This is a genomic window from Brasilonema bromeliae SPC951 (assembly GCF_012912135.1).
In the GTDB taxonomy this organism is placed as follows: Bacteria; Cyanobacteriota; Cyanobacteriia; order Cyanobacteriales; family Nostocaceae; genus Brasilonema; species Brasilonema bromeliae.
The window spans coordinates 16,691-39,358 of sequence record NZ_QMEB01000013.1 but is presented as its reverse complement, the minus strand read 5'-3'; the positions used below and the strand labels follow the sequence as shown (position 1 = coordinate 39,358).

The 22,668-nt window shown below is 41.4% G+C and carries 19 protein-coding genes; 8 read left to right on the top strand and 11 right to left on the bottom strand.

The window, feature by feature from the left end; all coding sequences use genetic code 11:
- Window positions 1-175: 175 nt before the first annotated feature.
- Window positions 176-439: an ArsR/SmtB family transcription factor gene (locus DP116_RS30095; RefSeq protein ID WP_246275458.1), complete on the top strand. Its 264-nt coding sequence runs from the start codon at window positions 176-178 to the stop codon at window positions 437-439.
- A gap of 39 nt (window positions 440-478) precedes the next feature.
- Here DP116_RS30095 and DP116_RS03210 read toward each other — a convergent pair whose 3' ends face one another.
- The 4 genes from DP116_RS03210 to DP116_RS03195 all read right to left on the bottom strand — a co-directional run bounded on the left by DP116_RS03210 (window position 479) and on the right by DP116_RS03195 (window position 4,335).
- Window positions 479-1,678 (bottom strand): FAD-dependent oxidoreductase, encoded by a 1,200-nt coding sequence (locus DP116_RS03210; protein ID WP_169153794.1) that lies wholly within the window; start codon window positions 1,676-1,678, stop codon window positions 479-481.
- 65 nt (window positions 1,679-1,743) lie between these two features.
- A complete protein-coding gene (locus DP116_RS03205; protein WP_169153793.1) occupies window positions 1,744-2,577 on the bottom strand; it encodes a carbohydrate ABC transporter permease in 834 nt (277 codons plus the stop codon).
- 144 nt (window positions 2,578-2,721) lie between these two features.
- Window positions 2,722-3,363 carry a Uma2 family endonuclease gene (locus tag DP116_RS03200; protein ID WP_169153792.1) on the bottom strand — a complete coding sequence of 214 codons (642 nt, stop codon included), beginning with the start codon at window positions 3,361-3,363 and terminating at the stop codon, window positions 2,722-2,724.
- 63 nt (window positions 3,364-3,426) lie between these two features.
- On the bottom strand, window positions 3,427-4,335 hold the full coding sequence (locus tag DP116_RS03195) for an ABC transporter permease subunit (protein ID WP_169153791.1): 909 nt from the start codon (window positions 4,333-4,335) through the stop codon (window positions 3,427-3,429).
- Between the two features lie 466 nt (window positions 4,336-4,801).
- On the opposite strand from DP116_RS03195, the gene DP116_RS28960 reads away from it, so the two are divergent.
- The 3 genes from DP116_RS28960 to DP116_RS03185 all read left to right on the top strand — a co-directional run bounded on the left by DP116_RS28960 (window position 4,802) and on the right by DP116_RS03185 (window position 7,039).
- Window positions 4,802-5,203 (top strand): hypothetical protein, encoded by a 402-nt coding sequence (locus tag DP116_RS28960; protein WP_246275456.1) that lies wholly within the window; start codon window positions 4,802-4,804, stop codon window positions 5,201-5,203.
- Window positions 5,188-5,469 (top strand): hypothetical protein, encoded by a 282-nt coding sequence (locus DP116_RS28955; protein WP_246275455.1) that lies wholly within the window; start codon window positions 5,188-5,190, stop codon window positions 5,467-5,469. Before DP116_RS28960 ends, DP116_RS28955 begins: the two co-directional genes overlap by 16 nt.
- Window positions 5,470-5,737: 268 nt before the next feature.
- Entirely contained in the window at window positions 5,738-7,039 is a 1,302-nt protein-coding gene (locus tag DP116_RS03185; RefSeq protein ID WP_169153790.1) for a ScyD/ScyE family protein, read from the top strand.
- 101 nt (window positions 7,040-7,140) lie between these two features.
- Here the strand turns inward: DP116_RS03185 and DP116_RS03180 are convergent, their stop codons facing one another.
- Window positions 7,141-8,478 carry an ABC transporter substrate-binding protein gene (locus DP116_RS03180; protein WP_169153801.1) on the bottom strand — a complete coding sequence of 446 codons (1,338 nt, stop codon included), beginning with the start codon at window positions 8,476-8,478 and terminating at the stop codon, window positions 7,141-7,143.
- Window positions 8,479-8,636: 158 nt separating this feature from the next.
- Here DP116_RS03180 and DP116_RS03175 point away from each other — a divergent pair, with 158 nt between their 5' ends.
- Window positions 8,637-10,151, top strand: a complete 1,515-nt coding sequence (locus DP116_RS03175; RefSeq protein WP_169153789.1) for an MFS transporter — start codon at window positions 8,637-8,639, stop codon at window positions 10,149-10,151.
- A 435-nt stretch (window positions 10,152-10,586) separates the two neighbouring features.
- Here the strand turns inward: DP116_RS03175 and DP116_RS03170 are convergent, their stop codons facing one another.
- From DP116_RS03170 to DP116_RS03160, 3 genes are all read right to left on the bottom strand, one after another.
- Entirely contained in the window at window positions 10,587-11,804 is a 1,218-nt protein-coding gene (locus tag DP116_RS03170) for a M20 family metallopeptidase (protein ID WP_169153788.1), read from the bottom strand.
- 98 nt (window positions 11,805-11,902) lie between these two features.
- Window positions 11,903-12,598: a dethiobiotin synthase gene (gene bioD, locus DP116_RS03165; protein WP_169153787.1), complete on the bottom strand. Its 696-nt coding sequence runs from the start codon at window positions 12,596-12,598 to the stop codon at window positions 11,903-11,905.
- A 116-nt stretch (window positions 12,599-12,714) separates the two neighbouring features.
- The gene (locus DP116_RS03160; RefSeq protein WP_169153786.1) at window positions 12,715-14,490 is read right to left on the bottom strand and encodes a serine/threonine-protein kinase; all 1,776 of its coding nucleotides are present in this window, start codon (window positions 14,488-14,490) and stop codon (window positions 12,715-12,717) included.
- Between the two features lie 736 nt (window positions 14,491-15,226).
- On the opposite strand from DP116_RS03160, the gene DP116_RS03155 reads away from it, so the two are divergent.
- The 3 genes from DP116_RS03155 (at window position 15,227) to DP116_RS03145 (ending at window position 21,120) form a co-directional block, all read left to right on the top strand.
- The gene (locus DP116_RS03155) at window positions 15,227-16,267 is read left to right on the top strand and encodes a ribose-phosphate pyrophosphokinase (protein ID WP_169153785.1); all 1,041 of its coding nucleotides are present in this window, start codon (window positions 15,227-15,229) and stop codon (window positions 16,265-16,267) included.
- 209 nt (window positions 16,268-16,476) lie between these two features.
- Window positions 16,477-17,856 carry a serine hydrolase gene (locus DP116_RS03150; RefSeq protein ID WP_169153784.1) on the top strand — a complete coding sequence of 460 codons (1,380 nt, stop codon included), beginning with the start codon at window positions 16,477-16,479 and terminating at the stop codon, window positions 17,854-17,856.
- A gap of 144 nt (window positions 17,857-18,000) precedes the next feature.
- A complete protein-coding gene (locus DP116_RS03145; protein WP_169153783.1) occupies window positions 18,001-21,120 on the top strand; it encodes a plasmid replication protein, CyRepA1 family in 3,120 nt (1,039 codons plus the stop codon).
- Between the two features lie 121 nt (window positions 21,121-21,241).
- Here the strand turns inward: DP116_RS03145 and DP116_RS03140 are convergent, their stop codons facing one another.
- The 3 genes from DP116_RS03140 to DP116_RS30685 form a co-directional block, all read right to left on the bottom strand.
- Window positions 21,242-22,114, bottom strand: a complete 873-nt coding sequence (locus tag DP116_RS03140; protein ID WP_169153782.1) for a hypothetical protein — start codon at window positions 22,112-22,114, stop codon at window positions 21,242-21,244.
- Window positions 22,115-22,175: 61 nt separating this feature from the next.
- On the bottom strand, window positions 22,176-22,379 hold the full coding sequence (locus tag DP116_RS03135; protein WP_169153781.1) for a DUF6887 family protein: 204 nt from the start codon (window positions 22,377-22,379) through the stop codon (window positions 22,176-22,178).
- Complete coding sequence (locus DP116_RS30685) at window positions 22,379-22,495, bottom strand: DUF6888 family protein (protein WP_422614244.1); 117 nt, start codon at window positions 22,493-22,495, stop codon at window positions 22,379-22,381. Before DP116_RS30685 ends, DP116_RS03135 begins: the two co-directional genes overlap by 1 nt.
- Window positions 22,496-22,668 lie beyond the last annotated feature (173 nt).

Below are 22,668 nucleotides of genomic sequence, written 5' to 3'. Positions count from 1 at the left end.
ACTAGAAATTTTCTACATTAATATTATGTCAACCAGAGACACTTTTGCTTACAATGTCACTCATTCTCTCTCCCAAAAAGAAACTAGTGAGTACAATCAAATATCCAGTCCAGTAGAGAGTGATAACGTCCAACCTCTGTCACATCAGGTTCTCAACACTGAGAAAGCCCAGCGCATGGCAGAATTTTTTGGCTTTTTAGGCGATGCTAATCGTTTGCGTATTCTCTCACTGTTAGCTCAACAAGAACTTTGTGTGAGTGATTTGGCTGCAGTATTAAATATGAGTGAATCTGCTGTTTCCCATCAACTGAGAAACTTACGGGCGATGCGTTTGGTTAGTTACCGCAAGCAAGGTCGTAATGTCTTCTACCGCCTACATGACAGTCATGTTTTGCATCTTTATCAAGCTGTTGCGGAACATTTAGATGAACAGGAGTGAAAGACAATCGCACTAAAGTTTTAACCAATTCATCAAGTTTCAGACATTCAAGTGCACTTGCGTTATACCCTGACGCATTTTGTACTGTCGCTTCAGCCAAGAGTGGCGAATTGTTCTACGAAGTAAAGGAGCAAGTTGAATCAATAGCCAACGCATCAGTGCATTTTTTCGTAGTAGTTCGCCTTGTGCTGCTTCCTTTATCTGGAGTTGTTGGGCGCGGATAATTTCTGGCTCACGTTCGGCTTGAATGCGCGATAGTGCTGCGTCAATCTCCTGGTGTCCGGCGCGTGCGTGAAATACCGGTACAAGGTGATTAGCAGCGACAATGACATCACGCAATGCGACATTGATTCCTTGAGCGCGGATGGGAGACATTGGGTGTGCAGCATCACCCAGAAGCAACACTCCTGGCGCGTACCAGGATGGACAACGACCAACCACAACTGATAGCTTAATAGGGGTTTCAATGGTATCTGCATAGCTACGGAAATGCTCTGCCATCCATGAGGGTGATAGCGATGCAAAAATTTCTGCCCAGTCTGGTTGTTTCCTATCGGTTCTCTCGTCTGCGGATATCACCCAAGCCAGATGCAGTTTTCCTTCCTCTGCTCCATGAAAGATGGTGAATACGCGCTCGCCATTAAGGATAAAATAAAAAACATTATCTGCTGTAAACCTGGAACTGGCAGCAAGTTTGAACCAGAGAATATCCACATCCTTTGGCTGACGCACCAATTGCAACCCAGCCCGTTGTCGTATAACCGAGTTTCGACCATCTGTCCCAATCACAAGTTCAGCAGAAATTTCACGTCCATTGCCAAGTTTCACACCTGCAACGCGATTATTGATCCACAGTAAATCCTTTACAGAAACACCCTGTATAAATTCAAATCCATCATAAGCTTTGGCTTCCGTAATCATAGCTTCAAGCAACGGCGGTTGCGACACCAGTGTACAAGGTCGATCCGCCCCCATTGGCTCCTCAACTCGAAACAACTGCTTTTCGCCTAGAATGAACTCCCATGCGTCGAGTTGTCGATGAGGAATATCTTCCAGTATCGTCGATAATCCCATTTGCTCAAGTGCATCCAACCCACTCGGCATTAACCCTTCACCGCGAAACACTCGATGAAAATCCTTCGCTGCTTCAATTAATGTTACTGCAATACCGCGTTTTACAAGCTGTAAAGCAAGCGTAGCACCAGTCGGACCTGCACCCACAATCACAATCTGCGCCATCACATTTCCCCTAGGTTTATTGAATTGTTCGTAAATTGTCCATCTGAAATTTTAAATGGCTGATATTAACCCTTTCCCCCCGTAAACGTCACACCTTCAATAAAATACCTGTTAAAAAATGCGTAAATCGCTAAAGCCGGTAAAGTAAAAACCATAGAAGCCGCCATAATATAGTTCCAATAACTAATGAATTGACCCTTAAAACTATTCAATCCCAAAGGAAGAGTAAACATTTCTGGATCAAATAAAATAACTATAGGTAGCAAGAAATTATTCCAACTCCCCATAAACACAAAAACTGCTTGTGCTGCTAATGCTGGTTTTGCTAAAGGTAAAACAATATGTCGAAAAATACCCCAAGTATTCAATCCATCCAATTGAGCCGCTTCTTCTAATTCCCTAGGAAAATTCACGAAAAACTGCCGCATCATAAAAATGAACGTAGCATTGACCATGCTAGGAACAATCATTCCTTGATAGGAATTCAGCCAACCTAAGGCTTTTAAAATTAAAAATGTGGGAATGAGAGTTATCTGTGCAGGGACTGCTAAGACTGCCAAAATCAGGAAGAACCAGAAGCCTTTACCCCTAAAGTCCAGTCTTGCTAAAGCGTAACCTGCCATTGAGTTGAACAACAAGTTTAACACAGTCACACTGATAGCTATAACCACACTATTGAAAAGCCACCGGAGAAACAGCGGTTCTTGGAAAAAAATTTGTTTGTAGTTATCGAGAGTAAAGTTTTTAGGTACAAAATTAGGTTCACTGCTGACAATTTCAGATAGCGGCTTAAATGATGCTGATAATGCCCATAAAAAGGGAATGAGGGTGATAATTGCATACAGTGTTAGTAAAATGTATAGGAGTGTCTTCCAAGTCAAAAATCTACGTATTTTCATTTTGGTAATATGTTTGTCAAGGGTTTGGTTTCTCCTCACCATCACCCAGCTTCAATAGTCTCTTCAACTTGAGAATCCAATCAGCTTCTGTAACTTCAAAAAAAGAACCAGTATTCTAAACTACATTCACAGAGTCTAAATATTTTAGCTAATGAGTTCTTGCACCCAAGCTCGAAAAGCTCTCATAGTCTTGTTTCTACCCACAGTTTTGCACTGTTGAAGATACTCAGGAATGACTTGCTGGAGAGGAAAATTAGGGAAGATTGGGCTAGACGTAGACTCAATATATTTACCGTTTTGCAGAACATTGATTTGTAATTTCCCTTTTTCAAAGCGCCACAACTCGGGTACTGCTAATGCTTCATAGATACTAGAATGAGTGCGGGAAGTCACATCAATTTCTAACGCTAAATCTGGAGGAGGATCTACTGTTAAGTCTAATCTGTCTTTGCCTCGAACGACTGGTTCATTTTGGATATAAAAACAGTTGTCAGGTTCAATGCCTTTGTCCATTAATTTATTTTTAAAAGTTGTTGAACCTAAAGGCAGAAATTCAATGTCTAGTTCCTCAAGGATAATTTCTACAAAGTTACTAAGAAAGACTTTAGTCACTTCATGTTCAGGTAGTGGTGTCATAATTTCGAGCATTCCATTTTCATAAGCTATCCTGGCGGCACGATGTTCACCTAATTCTTCTAAAATCGTTTCAAATTCTTGCCAGCTAACATTTTTTAGCAGCACTCGCTGTCCTGGTGGGACTTCTAATTGCTTCAGTTTTAATAGCATTTTTGCCTCCATGATGAAGTGTAAATTCTTTGAAATAAATGGCTTTCGGTCAGGAAGTTTATCTTAAACTTTTTCGCCTCCCAAAAACCGCCGTTGAATGAAAGTAACAACAATAATGACTACTGCGAGTAAAAAGGCGATCGCCGCTGCATACCCCATCTGCAAGTTACGAAAGACAGCCTGATATATCAATAGAACTACAGTCAAAGTAGCATTATTCGGTCCACCAGTGCCGTTAGAAAAAATGTAGGATTGGTCAAACAACTGAAACGTGCCAATCACTCCTATTGTGACTACAAAAAAGGTCACTGGTTTGAGTATAGGAATCGTGATATAAATAAACTGCTGCCAGCCATTTGCTCCATCTAGCGATGCAGCCTCATAAAGTGAACGAGGAATGTCCTGCAACGCTGCGAGATAAATCACCATGTAAAACGGTGCTGTTGACCAAATATTCATGATCATAATACCTTTGAGCGCAACTGCTGGATCTCCTAACCAGTTGTATGTAGGTAGCCCTACAAAAGCGAGAAAATCATTGAGTAACCCATTCGTGTTGTAAATCCACATAAAAATCAGCGTCAACACGGCTGATGAGGTGACTGTCGGCAAAAAGTAGAGGATACGCCACCAATTTTTGGCGCGAATACCAGAATTCAGCGTCACTGCTAGAATTAAAGCCAAGACAGTTTGGCTTGGGACAACAATTGCAACGTATTGGGCTGTATTTCTTAAAGCAATCCAAACGCGTTCATCTTCAATGAGTCGCGTGAAGTTGCGAAAGCCTACAAATTGATACTCAATATTGCCAAGAAGTTGAACTTTGTGCAGGGAAAGAAAAACAGCCCAGAGAATGGGTAGCACGACAAATGTGCCTAACACGAGAATGGTTGGGATCATAAACAGATATCCAGCCAAGTCTTCTGTTATATTCGACCTGGTGTTTCTTTGTCGGCTTCTGACTTCAAACACAAATGTACCTCCAACTCATCCGCCACCATCCCTACTGTAGCGATAGGTAATGCATGATTATTTATCGTAACTCCAACAGAGGAATGCGATTCTGAGAAGTTTCATGAGCAGTTTGAACTTTCACCATATGCGAAATTGTCTCATTTTGAACAATTATTTATTTGTTTTTATTATTAAGTTTTTTTGAATTTTTCTAGCTTGTCAAAAATAGATAATTAGGTTTTATATCTAATTTTTATTGTTGACTAATTTTCATATTTTGACAAAAAGCAGCTAAATTAATATGCATAAAAATGCTTAATATTTCATGTTTTGAAATCAATCTAAATACAAATAATAGCAAAATAAATGTCAACCTAATCAAAAGATTTTTCATTGTAATTGATTAGTGATATTTTATAGCCTTTTGCACAAATGCACAATTTATCGAATCAAGAATCAACGTATTCTTGATTTCTAATTATTTATGTCTTTTCTAAAGAAATCAGCTTTGAGTTTTGCAGCTCTTACTTTTTGTTTTGCTGTTGTTGTTGAAACAAAACCAGCTGCTGCTACGACGGTTAGTGTCGTTGCTGACGGTCTTGATAACGTCAGAGGTCTTAGCTTTGGTCCTGACGGTAGTCTCTACGTCACAGAAGCAGGTGTGGGGGGAGACCAGCTATGTAGTGCATCATTTACTTTCCCAGGCCAGCAAGCTTGTACTGGTTCGAGTGGTGCTGTAACGAGAATTAGGGACGGTAAGCAAGAACGTGTTATTACAAATTTGCCGTCTTGGGCAATATCACCCACTGGCGGTCAGGGAATTGGCTGTATGCCTTACAATTTGCCAATCAGCCATTTATTCAAGGGAATTTGGATGGTTCACTGATCCAAATAGCCCCTGATGGGACTCGTAGAACTCTCCTTAGTGGTAATGGACTGGAATCAGCTACTGCCCTCACTATAGGTCCTGATGGTGCAGTTTATGTTTCGAGTTTTGGCGATCGCCCCGGAGTGGGACAAGTTCTGAGGATTGATCCAAAAGCAAAAGTTCCTGAATCAAATTCTGCATTGGGCGTACTAGCGTTTGGTGCTTTAGGAGTAGGTTCGTATCTGACGCGCAAACGTAGACAGAAGTTGGTAAGCTGCGGTTAACAGCTTGTGTATCAATTCAGTTGTAGTTCAACCAGGCTTGACTAAAACAAAACTGAAAGAAATGTCAAGCCTATCAAAAGATTATTCATTGCAATCGGCATTCAGCATTCTATAGGCTGTTACTAAAAATACAGAGTTTTTAAATACCATTTTCAGATTCAAACAATAAGCCTTTGTATGAGGTTGGTACGTATTGCCATCCCCTTACGATAGATGTTTTTTTCAGTCAGTTAAAAAGCGACCTATAATTCTGACGCCTGATTGCCGTATGCGTTTATCTTTAGTTTCTAAATCAGCTATAAGTTTTGCAGCTTTGACGTTTTGTTTTGCTGCTGTTTTTGGAACAAAACCAGCAACAGCTGCATCGTTTAGTGTCGTTGCTGAGGGTCTTGATAATGTCAGAGGTCTCAACTTTGGTCCTGATGGTAGTCTCTACATCACAGAGTCCGGTGTAGGAGGAAATGGGCGATGCATTCCAGGACCTAGTTTGGATGGTACCCCTTCATGTGCTGGTACAACTGGCGCGGTAACAAGAGTTAAGGACGGTAAGCAAGAGCGTGTACTTACAGGGCTACCATCTACAGCATTAAGACCGATTGGTAGTACAGGTGAAGGTCCTCAGGACATCCAGTTTGATGCAGCAGGAAATCCTTATCTTCTCATCGGGTATGGTGGTAATCCAACCATCCGTGATTTTCCAGAAAATTCTCCCAGTTGGGGACAGCTTTATCGAGTTGACTTTCAAACAGCTTCTTTGACAAGTATTGCCGATTTTGCAAAATATGAACTTGCTAATAATCCCGATGGGGTGGAGACGCTGGACTTTACTGGTGAAATAGCTAGTAACGCTTATGCCTTTACAATTAAGGGTAATACTGCTTATGTAGTGGATGCAGCTGCCAATGACATTTTAACTGTGGGACTTGATGGCAGTAATTTGAAGACTTTTACTGTGCTTCCCAAGCAAACAATCACCAATCCTATCTTCCCAACTCCTGCACCGGGACAAGAGTCACCTCCTGACGCGCCGCCACCGGGTCAAACTCCACAGGAAGTTGAAATTCAATCAGTACCTACAGGTGCCGCTTTTGGTCCTGATGGTGCTTTGTATGTCAGCGAATATACGGGTTTTCCTTTCCCTGTGGGTAAAGCGCGTATCTTTCGAGTTGGATCTAATGGTGAAGTTACAGTTTACGCTGATGGCTTTACCCAACTCTCTGACTTAGAATTCGATGCCCAAGGCAATTTGTACACCATACAATATTCCAATGCACCTCAGTGGTTGGGCGTTGGAGATGCATCTCTTATCCAAATCTCTCCTGATGGGACTCGTACAACTCTCTTGAGTGGCAATGGACTAGAATCTGCCACTGCCTTGACAGTTGGTCCTGATGGTGCTGTATATGTTTCTAGTAAAGGCGATCGCCCTGGAGTTGGGCAAGTCCTGCGGGTTGATCCAAAAGCAAAAGTCCCTGAACCAAGTGTTGTAGTGGGCGCAGTCGCGTTTGGTGTTTTAGGACTGAGTACTTTGCACAAGCGTAAGCCCAAACGCGTAGTACTCAAGAAATGAAATACAGATTTATCTGTGTTCCATGAGTGTTCCATGAGTGGTTCATTATTTCTTTGTGTACCTTACCCAATTGCAAACCGCTATATACCACTCACTCATATTTACTTTATAGCGATACGCGGAGCGTCAAGCCTCTGGCTTATCGCCTTTATCAATTGATTCGCCTCATCCTGCGCCTGCTGCATTGCCTGTTGTAGCGGTTGCTGTCCTAACAAAGCGCTGACAAACTGGTTGTCAAAATTATTCACAATCGCTGCTGGATACTCACCGACTTGCCAAGGTATAGCATAATTTACTCCTGCCACAAGTGCAGTTCGTAGGGGGTCTTGATCATAACCCAATTTCTGAGCAACAGATTTCCGAGATGGCAGAGCAAAGCCTGTTTTCGTCCACTTTGTCATACCTTGTTTACCAGTGAGATAAGAAATAAGTTCCCAGGCTTCGGCTTTGTGTTGGGTTTGCTTGTTCATCACGTAGGCAACAGTGAATACCATCGTCTTTTTGTTATCATTAATTGTAGGTAGTTCTGCAGTTGCAAACTCTAAATTAGGAAAAGTTTCTGTGAGGTAGGGAATTGCCCAGTTCCCCTCAATCACCATTGCGACTTTACCCTGACCAAACATTTCACTGCCAGAATTTGTCCCAACATCAGATTTTTGAGCTGAGGAGCGGTCTTTTTGATACTGGTCTATCGCCAATTGTAATCCTAGCAAGCTGGCATCACTGGCAAATGCTGCATAACCATTTTGGTCTACAAGTTGTCCACCAAAAGCTTTGATTTTGTAAGCCTGACGCGCTAACTCTGGAATTTCTCCAAAACCGTATTGATCAATTCTGCCATCTCGATTATTATCTACGGTCAACTTCTTTGAGTAGGTGCGTAGTTCATTCCAAGTTGTTGGTGGAGTGCTCAACCCTGCGGCTGCAAAAGCTTTTTTGTTGTAGAATAAAGCCAGTGTCGAATAGTCCTTGGGAAAACCGTAAATATGCTTAGCGTATTTGAAGCTCTTGAGTAACGTTTCCTCAAAATCAGCTAGGTCAAAATCAGGAGTTATATAGGCATCAAGTGGTTCGAGAACATTCTGACTCATAAAGAAAGGAGCTTCAAGAGCTTCTAAATAGAAGACATCAGGAGCAGCATCACCGACTAAGCGGGTTTTTATGACATCCATATATTGGTCGTTGATGACTTCATGCCTGACTTTAATATTAGGATGCTTTGCTTCAAAGTCTTGTAGTAGTTCTTTCAAGAGTTTTTGCTCTGCTGGACTTGCCGTCCAACCACCGAGTTTGATGGTGAGTGCGGTTGGTGCTGAGGAAACGCTCGCAAGGGGTAGGTTTTGACAACCAATCACCAAGAGGGCGATGCTCCCAAAAACAGCTGCCCAAAGGGCGAACGCCACTAACAATCTTAAAAATTTCGACACGTTGGTTTGCATCACAGCCAAATAAAAATTCTGCCACTTTACATATTGCCTCTGTAGCTCAAGATTGACTTTTTGTTTCTCTAAATTTTTGTTGAGACATGCAAGATAGAATAACGAACAATTACGAACAAAGTTTACAGTGCCCGGTGGACTTATCTGTGAAGACAAGTATGGAACCCATTTCGCTAGAAACCGCTACGCCTCTAGCTCCTAAAATACCCGAGATTGCAATTTCAGAACCGACTGTTGTTCCTACCTCGACACCCCGCCCCCCAGGTTTAGAAAAGAACGCTATTCGCATCAGCCTCAGAGCCTCTACTGTAGATAGTGTTTTTGCAGGAATATACACGAGCATTGTGACTGGTATTTTGCTCAGTAATTTCTTGGTGGAATTAAATGCCAGTCCGGTGATATTTGGAATGCTGTCTTCCATTCCAATGCTGGTGAATCTCATTCAGCCCTTGGGAGCCTATCTATCAGAACGCACAACCAGTCGCTTTCGATATTCGCTGCTTACAAATGTGACTGCTCGGCTAGTCTGGTTATTTCTGGTTATTGGTATCGCCGCCCTCAGCTTCGGATATATAAATTCTCAGCAATTGATAGTTCTGACACTTGTGATTGTCTTGTTTAGTAATATGTCACAAGGATTAGGAAATGCATCGTGGTTGAGTTGGATGGCAGTTTTAGTCCCTCGACAGCTCCGGGGTAGGTATTTTGGATTACGTAACAGCGTTACCAGTCTAACTAATTTAATTTGTATACCAATCGCTGGTATTGCTGTCTCAAAATGGCCTGGTGGAACTTTACAAGCTTACGGAGTGCTTGTGCTGTTCGCAATTTTGTCAGGATTAATAAGTATTGGATGTCAGTACTTCAAGGTGGATGTGAATCCACAGAACCAGCAGACTTCTATCCTCGGTTCTTTTGTGAAAAATGCCATTTCCAAAGATACTGAGAATTCTAGTCATCCTACTGTTACACAGGCAGAAACTACAAAAAATGACACTCAATTTGCACCTGATTCGAGTGCCATAAAAAGTATCTTAAATAACTTTAATTTTTTGATGTTTCTGTTGTATGAGGGTTTCCAGATGTTTGCTTGTAACTTGAGTGCTCCTTATTTCATCCTCTATATGCTAGATACTATGCATCTAGATGTCAGTTTGGTGACACTCTACGGCAGTGTTCAGGCAGGGGCAAATCTGGTGATGCTGATTTTGTGGGGTAAGTTATCAGACAAAATAGGTAATCGTCCAATCTTGATATTGGTTGGGGTGTTACTTGCACTCATACCTCTATTTTGGCTGGGCATTGATATTAATGTCTTTAGTCTTTGGCTGTGGTTACCGCTTTTACACATGTTAATTGGAGGGGTTTGGGCAGCAATTAATTTATGCAACAACAATATGCAGCTAGGAATTGCACCAGTCAAACAACGATCTATTTATTTTGCAATGGCTGCTGCTGTTAGTGGAGCTAGTGGCGCTTTAGGCACAACTATAGGTGGTTTGATTGCACAAAATCCCTCATTAGGGGGTTTACCAGCAGTCTTTGTTGTATCTTTTGTGTTCCGACTCGGAGCAATTATTCCCCTTTTCTTTGTGCAAGAACCGCAAAGAAGCTCTTTGACTCAGGTCATACAAACTCTCTGGATATTTCGCAAAAAGGTAGTAGAGAATTAGACATGGTATCGTGCAACCACTCACTTTCGTATCATCAATGATCGAAAAGATATAGCGCTTTTCAACTAACTCAAATACACATATTGTGTAGGGAAGCCAGTGCGAATGACGGCTTTCCCTCCGTAGGCATCTGGCGTTGGACATTGCAATGCCCACCCTACTTAATTCGAGGGTGTATCGCACTTCTATTTTTGTATTCTAAGTAGATAGACATAAATAAATGAAACATATCAGTAGGGTGGGCATTGCCTAAAACAGTTTATCTGTAAAGGTTATAAGCTTTTGTATCTAACGTTGGGGAATTCATTTATTAAGTAGATGGGTAATACATAAAAGTAACTGGCAGAGGTTACTCATTGCGACTTGTTAAGTGAGTGATTAACTACAAGCCACGAACTCTCGTACCTAATATTTATTAATACCCATCTACTTTTATCAATTACAGAATTTTTCCACGCAGCGAACGAACATCTCCACACCCATCGCTAAGATGGTTTCATCAAAATCAAATCGGGGATGATGGTGGGGATACGCCAATCCTTTCTCAGGGTTCGCGGAACCCAGGAAGAAATAACAACCAGGTACCTGTTGCAAGAAGTAAGACATATCCTCGCCACCCATTGTTTGGCATTCAGGAACAACACCCAGAGGCGTTTCTACCACTTCTTCTGCGACTGAGCGTACCAAGTCCGCTATAGTAGCATCATTGATGACTGGTGGGTAAAGCGACCAACAATTATAGTCATAACTAGCACCATGACTCTGGCAAATTCCCGCAATAATTTGCTCAAGACGCTGCTTAAAAAAGCCTTCATATGCTGGATTAAAATACCTTACGGTACCACTCATCCTGGCTGTATCAGCAATGACATTGTTTTTGGTTCCAGCATGAAGTTCACCCACTGTCACTACTGCTGAGTCAATAGGGTTGACGTTGCGAGCGACAATTGTTTGTAAGGCATTGACGATTTGGGCAGCAACCACCACTGAATCAACAGTTTGATGGGGCATAGCACCGTGTCCGCCTTTGCCCATAATTGTACATTTGAATGTTTCTACAGCTGCCATCAATGCACCAGCGCGGACACCTAGTGTCCCCAAAGGCAGATTATTCCAAAGGTGCAAACCGATAATCGCGTCAACATCAGGGTTTTTCAATACCCCAGCTTCTATCATCGGCTTTGCGCCTCCTGGTCCTTCTTCTGCTGGCTGGAAGATAATTTTGACAGTACCAGCAAAAGTCTCTCGATTCTGGTGAAGATAGTATGCTGTTCCTAGGGCAATTGCTGTATGTCCGTCATGTCCACAGGCGTGCATCACTCCATCATGTTGCGATCGGTATGGCACTTCGTTGAGTTCTTGAATGGGCAAAGCGTCCATATCCGCGCGAATTGCCAACACTTTTTGAGTACTGGTATTGTTACCCCTAATGGTAGCTACAATACCAGTCTGAGCAATGCCAGTTTGATGTTCAATTCCCCATTTTTGTAACTTTTCAGAAACAAACTGGGAGGTTAATTTTTCTTTAAAACCCAGTTCTGGCTTTTGATGCAACTGTCGCCGCCATTCCACAAGTTGCGCTTGCAGTGAACGAATGGAGAGTCGAACACGAGATAAATCAACAGAAGAGGAGTTCGGGAATGTAGAAACCATGTTTCACATTTTTTAATTTGAAATGACAGTTCAGTATTTTTATTTTTACGCTTTAAACTTTTGCAAAAGGTATTTCTTGCCTCACTCTTCACACTTTTTTAGATATATAGCAATCGTTCTAAATCTAAATCTGATGCTACTTGTGCCATTTTAGATAAATCAGTTAAGTTATCTAGATAAGGTAAGCAGCCACAAATTGGAATTTGAGTGAGTGATTTCATCAATTCTATTGGTGTCCAATCAGCAATTTCTGTATTTGTTCGAGGTTGAACACAATTCAGAACAATACCTTTTAAATTCACTCGTGATTGTCGTGCTAAAGCTACATTAGCGACTGCTTGACCTATTGCACCCAATCTAATTGGAACAACTAACACTGTTGGTAAGCGCCATTCTCCTGCCAAGTCAGCAACCGTCAGTTCATCGGTTACTGGCGAACCTAATCCTCCTAAAGCTTCTAAAAAAAGAAAATCACGGCGCGAACGTAAAGCTGTAAAACTTTGCCACACTTTTGCTAAATCTATAGTTTTATTTTCCCTTGCTGCAGCAATGGGAGGAGCAACGGGTGTTTGAAAATATAAAGGTGTCAGTTCTTCGGGAGATTGATTTAAGGAAAACACTTTTTGATACCACTCACGGTCGCCCTCTCCCGATTGCATGAGTTTCATAATCCCCATACTGCGGGAAGAGTGATATTTTTGCCAATAGGCTGCCAGCGCTGTCGTTAAAACAGTTTTGCCAACCTCTGTATCTGTTCCTGTAATCAATAGTGTTTTTAACAGCTTGTCAGTCATTAGTCATTAGTTATGAGTTGCCAACAACTAATTTCTCACAGTTACTATCATAAATTGCTGACAATTCTATTCTATAAAGATTTCGCATAATTTTCATGCAAATTCTGCATAAAATTCTACAACCTTGACGGGAAAGCTGTTTCACTAGGAACAGAGTTGGGTGATTCACTAGCAGGCGGAGTATCTTGTGGCTCTACAGAACCAGATGTGGATGGTTGTTCTGTAGGAGTGGGAGTAGCTGTAGGAGTGGGTGTAGCTGTAGGAGTGGGTGTATCTGTAGGAGTGGGTGTAGCTGTAGGAGTGGGAGTCGCTGTAGGAGTGGGAGTCGCTATAGGAGTGGGAGTCGCTGTAGGAGTGGGAGTCGCTATAGGAGTGGGAGTAGCTGTAGGAGTGGGAGTAGATCTGGGTTGCAGTGGATTTTCTAATCCGAGGCTAAAACTATAATTGCTTTGGGCTTTTCCTGGTACAGGACGTACTTGAATCGTGTATTTACCAGTAAAAGGCAATGTTCCTTGGTAGAATGAAAATTCTTTAGCAGTATTGTCAATTGGTTGTTGATTTGCATCTAAAACTGATAGCAACACGCTGCGTCGTAGTGTCAGCAATACAGTTAACTGCTGTCCTTTTTCACCAAGAAATATGTACTGGTCTATTTCATTAGCTTTAATGACACTATCAACATTAGCAGTGTTAGATTTACCAAAATTTAGGGGTTTGTTATAGACAACAGGTTCATTGTTGGTAGCTGTCGGTGTAATGGTAGTTCTATTGGGAATTACAGGTGAAGGGAAAGTTTGTGGATTTGTTTTTTCTGCTGTTGCTTGTGGCTGAGTGCGGATGGATCTGACGAGCGTCCAAGATCCAAATCCTGTTACAACAATCACAGCAAGGGTAATTGCAAAAACTGCTAAGGGATTATCTAAGAGTGAAGGACTATCCTGTGTTGGAATGGCTGGGTTAGATGTATTGGGCGCAGATGCTTGTGCTTGTTCAGGGCGGCGACCAACGGCTACTGTTTGTACTTTGGATACATTAGAAGTGTAAATATTTGGTTGTTGTGGAGTTTGTAATGCTTGTAGTACTTCTGGGGCATTTGAGTAGCGATCGCCCAGTTTTTGACTTAACATTCGATTCAACACAGAAGCGAAGTGTGGATCGACTGTGACCAAATGTTGCCAATTCCAAGTCAGTTGATGTTCATCAAATAAATCTTGGGGTTCTTTCCCTGTCAGCAATACAATTGCTGTAACGGCTAGTGCATACAAATCACTGCTAGGATATGTTCGACCTGTTTGCATTTGCTCAGTTGGGGCATAACCATGTTTTCCAACAGTGGTTGCTGGCGTTGTGTTATCTGGAGAATTCAATTTCGTTGCTAGTTCTTTTACGACCCCAAAGTCGATTAAAACTGGTAGGCGATCGCTTTCTCGCAGAATAATATTATCCGGTGAAATATCTCGATGAATAATTCCTTGATTATGAATATACTCTAAGACTGGTAACAAGGAGCGCATAAGTTGTAACACTTCTTGTTCTGTAAATGCACTCGCAGTGAGTTTACGCTCATCCAGTAAAGTCTGATACGTTTTTCCGGCAACGTAGTCTTGCACCAAAAACAAGCGCTGATCTTCTTCAAATCTCTCGCGGAATTGAGGCACCTGGGGGTGTTGTATTTGATATAAGGTTGCTGCCTCTCGCTGAAAAAGCTCTTTTGCTTTTTCCCAAGCATAACCTTCTGTGACTATTGGAATTAATTCCTTAATTGCACAGAGTTCATCAAAGCGCCTCTGGTCTTGTGCCAGATAGGTTCTACCAAATCCACCCTGACCCAAAATTTGAGTGATCCGGTAACGGTTTTGCAAGATAGTGTCAGTTGTAATCGGTGCTTGCATCGTTGATCAATTGAGTGTAATAGCAACAGAGGAGGACTTCACTATGATACGGATAGTTTCCAGACGGACACAGTCGGTTGAACTTTCTTTTAGGAGGCGATAAGCCTCCGGCTTATCGCATGTGCGTATTGCGCAATCACATGCATCTGCTGTAGGTAGTATGTCCGTTTTAACTTCTATCAGATTTCCCAACTCTTTAAACTTACCTGTGTGCTCTAAAGTTATCAGGTCAAGTATGACCGGAAATCAGAGGGCGCAAGCCCCTGAATGATACTGTTTGATGACAAAGTAAAAAAAGCCTAAGAGTTTTTTAATTTGCAATCAAAACTAGTATCATCTAGTATCATTAGGTATTTAGGTTCCCTTATTTTAATCGTTGTTAAGTATTTATGCTTAGCATTTCTCAGATTCAAGAGTCCAAGTGTGAATGCTTGTGCAAAGCAACTGTAATGGTGGTTAAAGGGGAAAGTCTACTAAACACACATCCAATTGAGTTGGTTTTTTCCAATTCATGCCAAAAAATCTAAATGATAGGTATGGTTTACAGGCAGAATATTCAGTTAAACTATCAATTGTTTCTCAGTGCAAGGGCTGGAGAATTTGCAAAATGTAGTTTGATAGAGGTTTGTTTAAAGTTTTGATAAAAGCTTCAAAAAAACTCACGACCATTTGCTTATGTATATTTTTTATGACTATTTTCGGTTAAAGCTGTCTAATCTCTGGTGATAAGATTGCCATGAATGCACATCGAGGATCTGCTGTGCTCAGTTCTGCAACTTTAAAAGTGCAGCCGACGATAACAGGACTAGCTGAAAATACTCGCCTGCGGCTGTTATCTGGCTCTGCCAATGTACCTTTGTCCCAAGAAGTCGCTCGTTACCTGGGCATGGATTTGGGACCAATGATTCGCAAACGATTTGCGGATGGAGAACTATACATTCAAATCCAAGAATCAATCCGGGGTTGTGATGTTTATCTCATCCAGCCCGGTTGTAATCCTGTGAATGACAATTTGATGGAATTGCTGATTATCATCGATGCCTGTCGCCGTGCTTCTGCACGGCAAGTCACCGCAGTCATTCCCTATTATGGTTATGCCCGCGCTGACCGAAAAACCGCAGGAAGAGAGTCAATCACCGCCAAATTGGTGGCAAATCTCATTACAGAAGCAGGTGCTAACCGTATTCTTGCAATGGATTTGCACTCAGCTCAGATTCAAGGCTATTTCGACATACCACTAGATCACGTTTATGGTTCTCCAGTTTTGCTGGACTATCTAGCAAGCAAAGAACTGCCTGATCTTGTCGTAGTTTCCCCAGATGTCGGTGGTGTTGCACGAGCAAGGGCATTTGCCAAAAAGCTCAACGATGCGCCACTGGCGATCATAGATAAACGTCGTCAGGCTCACAACGTTGCCGAAGTGTTAAATGTCATCGGTGATGTTAAGGGCAAAACAGCAGTGCTGGTGGATGACATGATAGACACTGCTGGTACTATTGCTGCAGGAGCAAAACTTCTGCGTGAGGAAGGGGCGCGTCAGGTTTATGCGTGTGCCACTCACGCAGTGTTCTCACCACCAGCAATTGAGCGGTTGTCAAGCGGCTTGTTTGAGGAAGTGATTGTTACAAATACGATTCCAATTCCAGAAAGCGATGCTTCAGGGAAATCGCTGCGCGAACGCTTTCCACAGTTAGTTGTGCTGTCAGTGGCTAACTTACTTGGGGAAACTATCTGGCGGATTCACGAAGATAGTTCTGTAAGTAGTATGTTCCGTTAGCACATACAAAACAGTTATCTTTGACTACAGTTGTGCATCAACTCAGAATAAAGGATGAGGTTTTTCAAACTTCATCCTTTATTGTTTATTTTTGTTCAGAATCGACTGAAGTCTATTCTTATCATATTTGTGAGACATTACGTCCTTCTGCTAAAATTTAGCAGATTCACTTTTTTTTCCTTGTAAAAACCAAATAAAAATCAGACATAATGCCGAAATGGCGTAAATATCAAACATTTTTGCACCAATTCCCCAAGCTGAACTTTGCTGTCAAAGTCAACCATCTGACAGTGAGGGTGATCACTTTAGGTGTATTGGTAGCTGTTTTGATAACTAAATATGTATCAGAACTTGTCAAACCATCTACCCAACAATCGTTACATGTACCAACAGCCACTTCGCCACTTCCTGTGATCCAAGTTGCTGCCAAATCATCCAGCAAGCAAAATTCCAAATCACTAACTCCAACTGTATCAACAGCCACTTCGCCACTTCCTGTTATCCAAGTTGTAGAATCATCCAGCAAGCAAAATTCCAAATCATTAACTCCAGCTGTACCAGTTCCTGATTGGGCGATAAGCCGGAGGCTTGACGCTACGCGTATCGCCAAATCACTGTCTATTCCCTCTCGTCAACCTGAGAAACAAAATTCGGAAGTCGTCTACAATCTCAAAAAACCTCCAAAATTTAAAGACTCTCAAGAGTTGCAAGCAATTGTTAACGATGTTGTCGATCTTGCTGCTGACGAAAATCTGCCTAAAGAGGCTTTATCTGTTACCTTAATAAATGCAAAAACTGGTGAAACAGCCGGATATCAACAAGATATACCGAGATATCCGGCGAGCGTAGTTAAGATGTTTTGGATGGTGGTTTTATATGCCCAAATAGAGAGGGGTTTTTGGCAAAATGAAAAGGATTTTGCTCCTTATTTAGCAAAAATGATTCAGGAGTCTGATAATGAGGCTGCGAGCTTTATTATTGATCAAGTCACAGGAACACGTTCGGAATCAGAACTCAACAGCGAAAAATTTCAACTGTGGAAAAAGAAGCGCCAACAACTTAATCGATTTTTCCATCAAGCTGGCTACAAAAATCTTAATATTATTCAAAAAACATTTCCCATTGACTATCTTAATCTTCAAGAGCCTGAGGGAAGTGAATCACAGTTGCTTCATCAGCCAGTTGGAAATTGGAATAAGATAACGACGAAACATGCAGCCAGACTATTGTATGAAATGTGTTATGCTGAACACGCTGTCTCTTTACAAGCCAGCAGAAAAATGTGTGGATGGCTAAAAAGAGATTTAAATCCTAAAGTTTGGCAACCACCAGATTCTTATGATTTCAACCCAGTACGCACTTTTTTTGGTGAATCTTTACCCGACACTCGTGTTCGATTGTACTCCAAAGCGGGCGGGACTTCTGCTTCTCGGTCAGAAGCAGCAATGGTTGTTACAGAAGATAAAAAAGCTACTTATATTTTGGCAGTTTTTGCTCCAGATTCGGCATACGCTGATGATGTAGAGATTTTTCCGAAGATGTCTGCTCTTGTCTATAAACGCATGAGTTCTCGCAGTTCAAGAGAATAGCTATCGCTTGACATTAATCTATGCCTTTAGGTGTATTATTTCAAATGGTGTAATAAGCCTCACAGTACTTTCATACTCCCTCATCTCAAAATTGCATATGCATGATAAGGTGTTATGCACTGTTTTTTCCTAACGCCTTAACTAATGCATTTGTACTATCTAGAGTCTCAACACCTTGAGGAATTGGTTCAAGGAAGTGGTATAGATTTAAACCTTGCGAGACTCAATTTTATGTCTCTAAAAGGCAGAACCACTTATGATTACCTGCTAATTTCTGAATATCTTCCGCGTACAAATACTGGAATGGTCAAAAGTGGGTGGTTACAGCGTTACGCCCACATCGCGGAAGGTGGTTGGTGGTGTTCTGGACTTGACTCCCTAAATCATTGGCAAGAGATGGAGTGGGGGTGCTTTAAGCCCAACCAACCTCGATTAAATGAAAATGCCAAGTTGATAAAGTACGAACATCCCCCTAGCACGCCAACGCGAGTATTTTGTCTGCGGGTATCACTGGATATCTGGCAGCAAGTGGCTCAACGTTACAATGTACCCATGCCTGACAGTATCAACATTACCACCAATGGTGAAGCTGAAGGCTTTTGGCAATGGGTGATGGAACGGAACATCCCCATCATTATTTGCGAGGGTGTTAAGAAAGCTGCAGCACTGTTGACACAAGGATATGCAGCTCTTGCTATCCCTGGAATTACCAGTGGTTACCGCGTCATCAAGGATGATTTTGGCAAAGTTATCAGTCGCCAGCTGATACCAGATTTAGCAGCATTTGCGAACACTGGGCGTATCTTTTACATTTGCTTTGATTTTGAAACTGAACCTAAGAAAATTGCTGCAGTCACTAATGCGATCTCCCAACTAGGATTTCTATTTCAAGAAAAAAATTGTCCCGTCCGAGTCATCAAACTTCCAGGAATAGAAAAAGGGATTGATGACTTTCTCGTCGCAAAAGGTGCAAGTGCTTTCGAGACAGTCTACCGCCAAAGTGTTGATTTAGAAGTTTACCTTGCTCAAACCAAGCCTCACACCGAGTTAACCATTCCACCTGCACTCACTCTCAACCGCCGCTATTTAGGAGAAATACCGTTCCCCTCCTCTGGATTAGTTGCAGTCAACTCTGCAAAAGGAACAGGGAAAACCACAACACTACAAACTGTTGTGAATCAAGCCAAAAGCAGAAACAAACCTGTATTACTCATTACTCACAGAATCCAACTGGGACGTTTTTTATGCGAAAAAATCGGTATTCAGTGGGGAATGGGAAAAAAGGACAAGGAGACAAGGAGACAAGGAGACAAGGGAGAAAAATTACTCCCTTGTTACCCCGTTTCCTTATCTCCCTATCTTCCTATTGCTCCATCTCCTCACTCTTTTGGATTATGCGTTGATTCCATTTGGAAGTTGAATCCAGAGGATTGGCGAGGGGCAATCATAATTTTGGACGAAGTAGAACAGTCTTTATGGCATTTACTTAACAGCAACACTTGTAAAGATAAACGCGTCAAAATTTTAAAAATATTCCAGCAGCTTATTTCTACCGTGCTGATAAGTGGAGGATTAGTAATTGCCCAAGATGCTGATTTATCAGATGTTTCCTTAGAATATTTGCAGGAATTGGCAGGGATTCAAATCATTCCTTGGGTTGTTGTGAATCAGTGGAAACCTCAGCAAGGTTGGGATGTGACTTTCTATGATTCTCCTAACCCAACTCCCTTAATTCATCAGCTAGAATTAGATTTAATCACAGGAAACAAATGTTACGTTACGACTGATAGTCGCTCTGGACGTTACAGTTGTGAAACGATTGAACGTTATCTTCAAGAGCGTTTAGAAAGATTGCAAAAGCAGTTTCCAAAAACTTTGGTTGTTAGTAGTCACACAACAAATACACCAGGTCATGAAGCTGTTGATTTTGTTGCAGCTATCAATCAAAAAGTCACTGAATACAACACTGTTTTTGTGACTCCTAGCCTTGGTACAGGCATTAGTATTGATGTTCAACATTTTGACCGCGTTTATGGTATTTTTCAAGGCGTTATTCCTGACTCGGAAGCACGACAAGCATTAGCAAGAGTACGCGACGATGTACCGCGTATTGTTTGGTGTGCGAAGCGAGGAATTGGGTTAATTGGTAGTGGTAGTACAAATTATCGTTCATTGTCTTATTGGTATCAAGAAAATCAAAAGGAAAACATAGCTTTACTCAGTCCACTACATAAAGTTGATGTCGATTTACCGTTGGTGTATGATCCTATTCATTTACGAACTTGGGCAAAATTGTCTGCTAGGGTAAATGCTTCTATTACGCTTTACCGTAAATCTATGAAAGACGGTTTGATATCTGATGGACATCAAATTCATGTGCGAGGTAATGATGTTCAAAAGAATATTATCCGAGACTTACGCCTTGCCTTTATAGCAACTGACCAGAGTGACATCACAACCCGGAAAAGACTCATCTTAGAAATATTCAAAGTTCAAAAAGATTGGGCGAAAAGCCGTAAAAAATCAAAAGATATTGACGGCAAAATAAGAGAAATTAAGCAACGAAATCAATTAGCATCTGCAACTACTGTAGCCAATGCTAAAGATATTGATTATGTAGAATACGAGCAGCTATTGGTTAAACACTCGCTGACTGAAGAAGAACGTAACCAAACTAAAAAATATCTTCTGAGACAAAAGTATGGTATAGAAGTAAGTCCCCTGCTAAAATTACGTGACGACAAAGGATATTATCACCAACTATTAATACATTATTATCTAACTCATGAAAGCGAGTATCTCTGCCTCAGAGACAAGCAAGAATGGCATCAGCAATTGACTTGGGGTGAAGGCAAAGTTTTTCTGCCAGATTTAAAAACTTATACACTTAAAGTAGAAGCTTTAAGAGCATTAGGAATGCTTCAGTATCTTGATCCAAAACGAAAGTTTACCGAAAATGATGCAGATTTGTTATTGTTAAGAAATATTGCTTTTCAATGTAGTAAACACATCCAAAGAGCCATTGGTATTAATTTATTGCAAGAAAAAGAGTATATATCACCGATAAAAATACTTAAGCAACTGTTGAGTTTATTAGGGTTAAAACTGAAACGGGTAAATAATGCGGTTTATCAAATAGACCCTGAAACACTCTATGATGGTAGACAACAAATATTTGCTGTTTGGCACCAGCGTGATGAGTTGATGTTGGCAAATTTTAAGAGTATTGGTTTTGAGATAGTAGATATAGCGGTTCTCGTTTGAGTGCAATACAAATCTTGTGGGCTGGGCTTAGAGTTATTTGTGTCAACTTAAGCTAGATCCCCGACAACTTTTGCGAAGTCGGGGATCTTATACAATCCGTTACAATCCAATTAACTTCCTCCTACCATAGGCGTTGCTTGTATCGCCTTTGGGTCTCTTCTATAAAATTCTCTAAAATTTCTCCCGGAACCTCTTCTTCAGTTAAAGATTTATAAAACTGCTGAGCCGTATTTCCAATTTGATAAACTAAATAGGTGTCAGTTCCTGTACTAATAAATCCTCCTGCAACTGGAATCATTTGTGTTGCACTTAAACCGATTCTGGTTAATCTATTGGCTCTCAGTACGCGATCAAGAATTGCAAACGCTTCATTTTTACACTCTGGAACTTGTAGTTCAAAACCGTAAGCGACTGCAATCTGAAAAATAATTTCAGCTTGGATGAGAGCAATTTCAACATAATCAACCCCGACAGACTCTGCCATTTTGGACGGAACAACACTCATGACTACAGAAGTTCTGCTGACGCGGAAAAGCTGTCGGCGAAGCAGACGCTGAGTCATTTGTTCAGGCGTTGCGTTTGGAAATTTTGTTAAAAGAAGAGTGACAAATTTCTCAACTGCATCTAAATCAATCTGTTCAATATGTGCCCTTGCAGCAGCTTCCTTTGCTGTTTGGTTCTCGTCTAGTTTTTTCCTCAGAGATTCTTGATTCTGTTCTAGCTTATCTCCAAAAAACTGACGTGTTTCCTGTTGTGCTGCTTTCCCTCGTTCGATAGCAGATTGCGCTACGTCTTGTCCAAGTTCTGTAGCCGATTTAACTGATTTGACAATGTCTCGCTTTAACTTTGTGACCTCGCTAACCATATCCTCACTGATTTGAGAACTGACTTCACCTAGAGTTGTGCCAAGTTCTTGCAGTGTCTTTAGAAGGGAGGGTATGTTTTTATTTTTGGGGGTATAACGACGTGATTGCCTACGGTGGAAGTTACTCATTGCGCAACTTTAAAAGTTTAAGCCTATGTATATAATAAGTTTTTTTGAAAATCACTGTAAATTAACCACTATCACTCATCTGCTGACGAATTGCAGCTTGGACTTTAGCATCAAAATCGGGATCATTAACGGTTGTGATAATGACAGTTGAGCGCTGATGGCGGCGATCCAAGTAAGCTTTCAGTGCAGCCTCGTCGTCCCGATGCTCTAGCATATATTGCTTCAACTGCTGGTTAGACATTGCCGCATAGTCAATTTGACTCATTAAAACACCTCCCCATTAGAAGTCACTTCAAATTCGATGTCTTCATTATCACCTGCCAGGATGAATAAATTCTGTGTGCGAGAGTCAATACAAATGAGGTGAATCGGCTGAAACATAACATAAGTTTATTGATAACCGATTCGGTACAGACATTTTAACTGCACGTCGGTAGGCATTTAATTATCTCTTAGTTTAAAAATAAAACTTATGTTCGTTTGGGGAGGAGGGTGAGGAGACGATGGGTGAGAGAGGATAGAGAAGGGAGATTGTAAAAAACAAGTAGTTGATG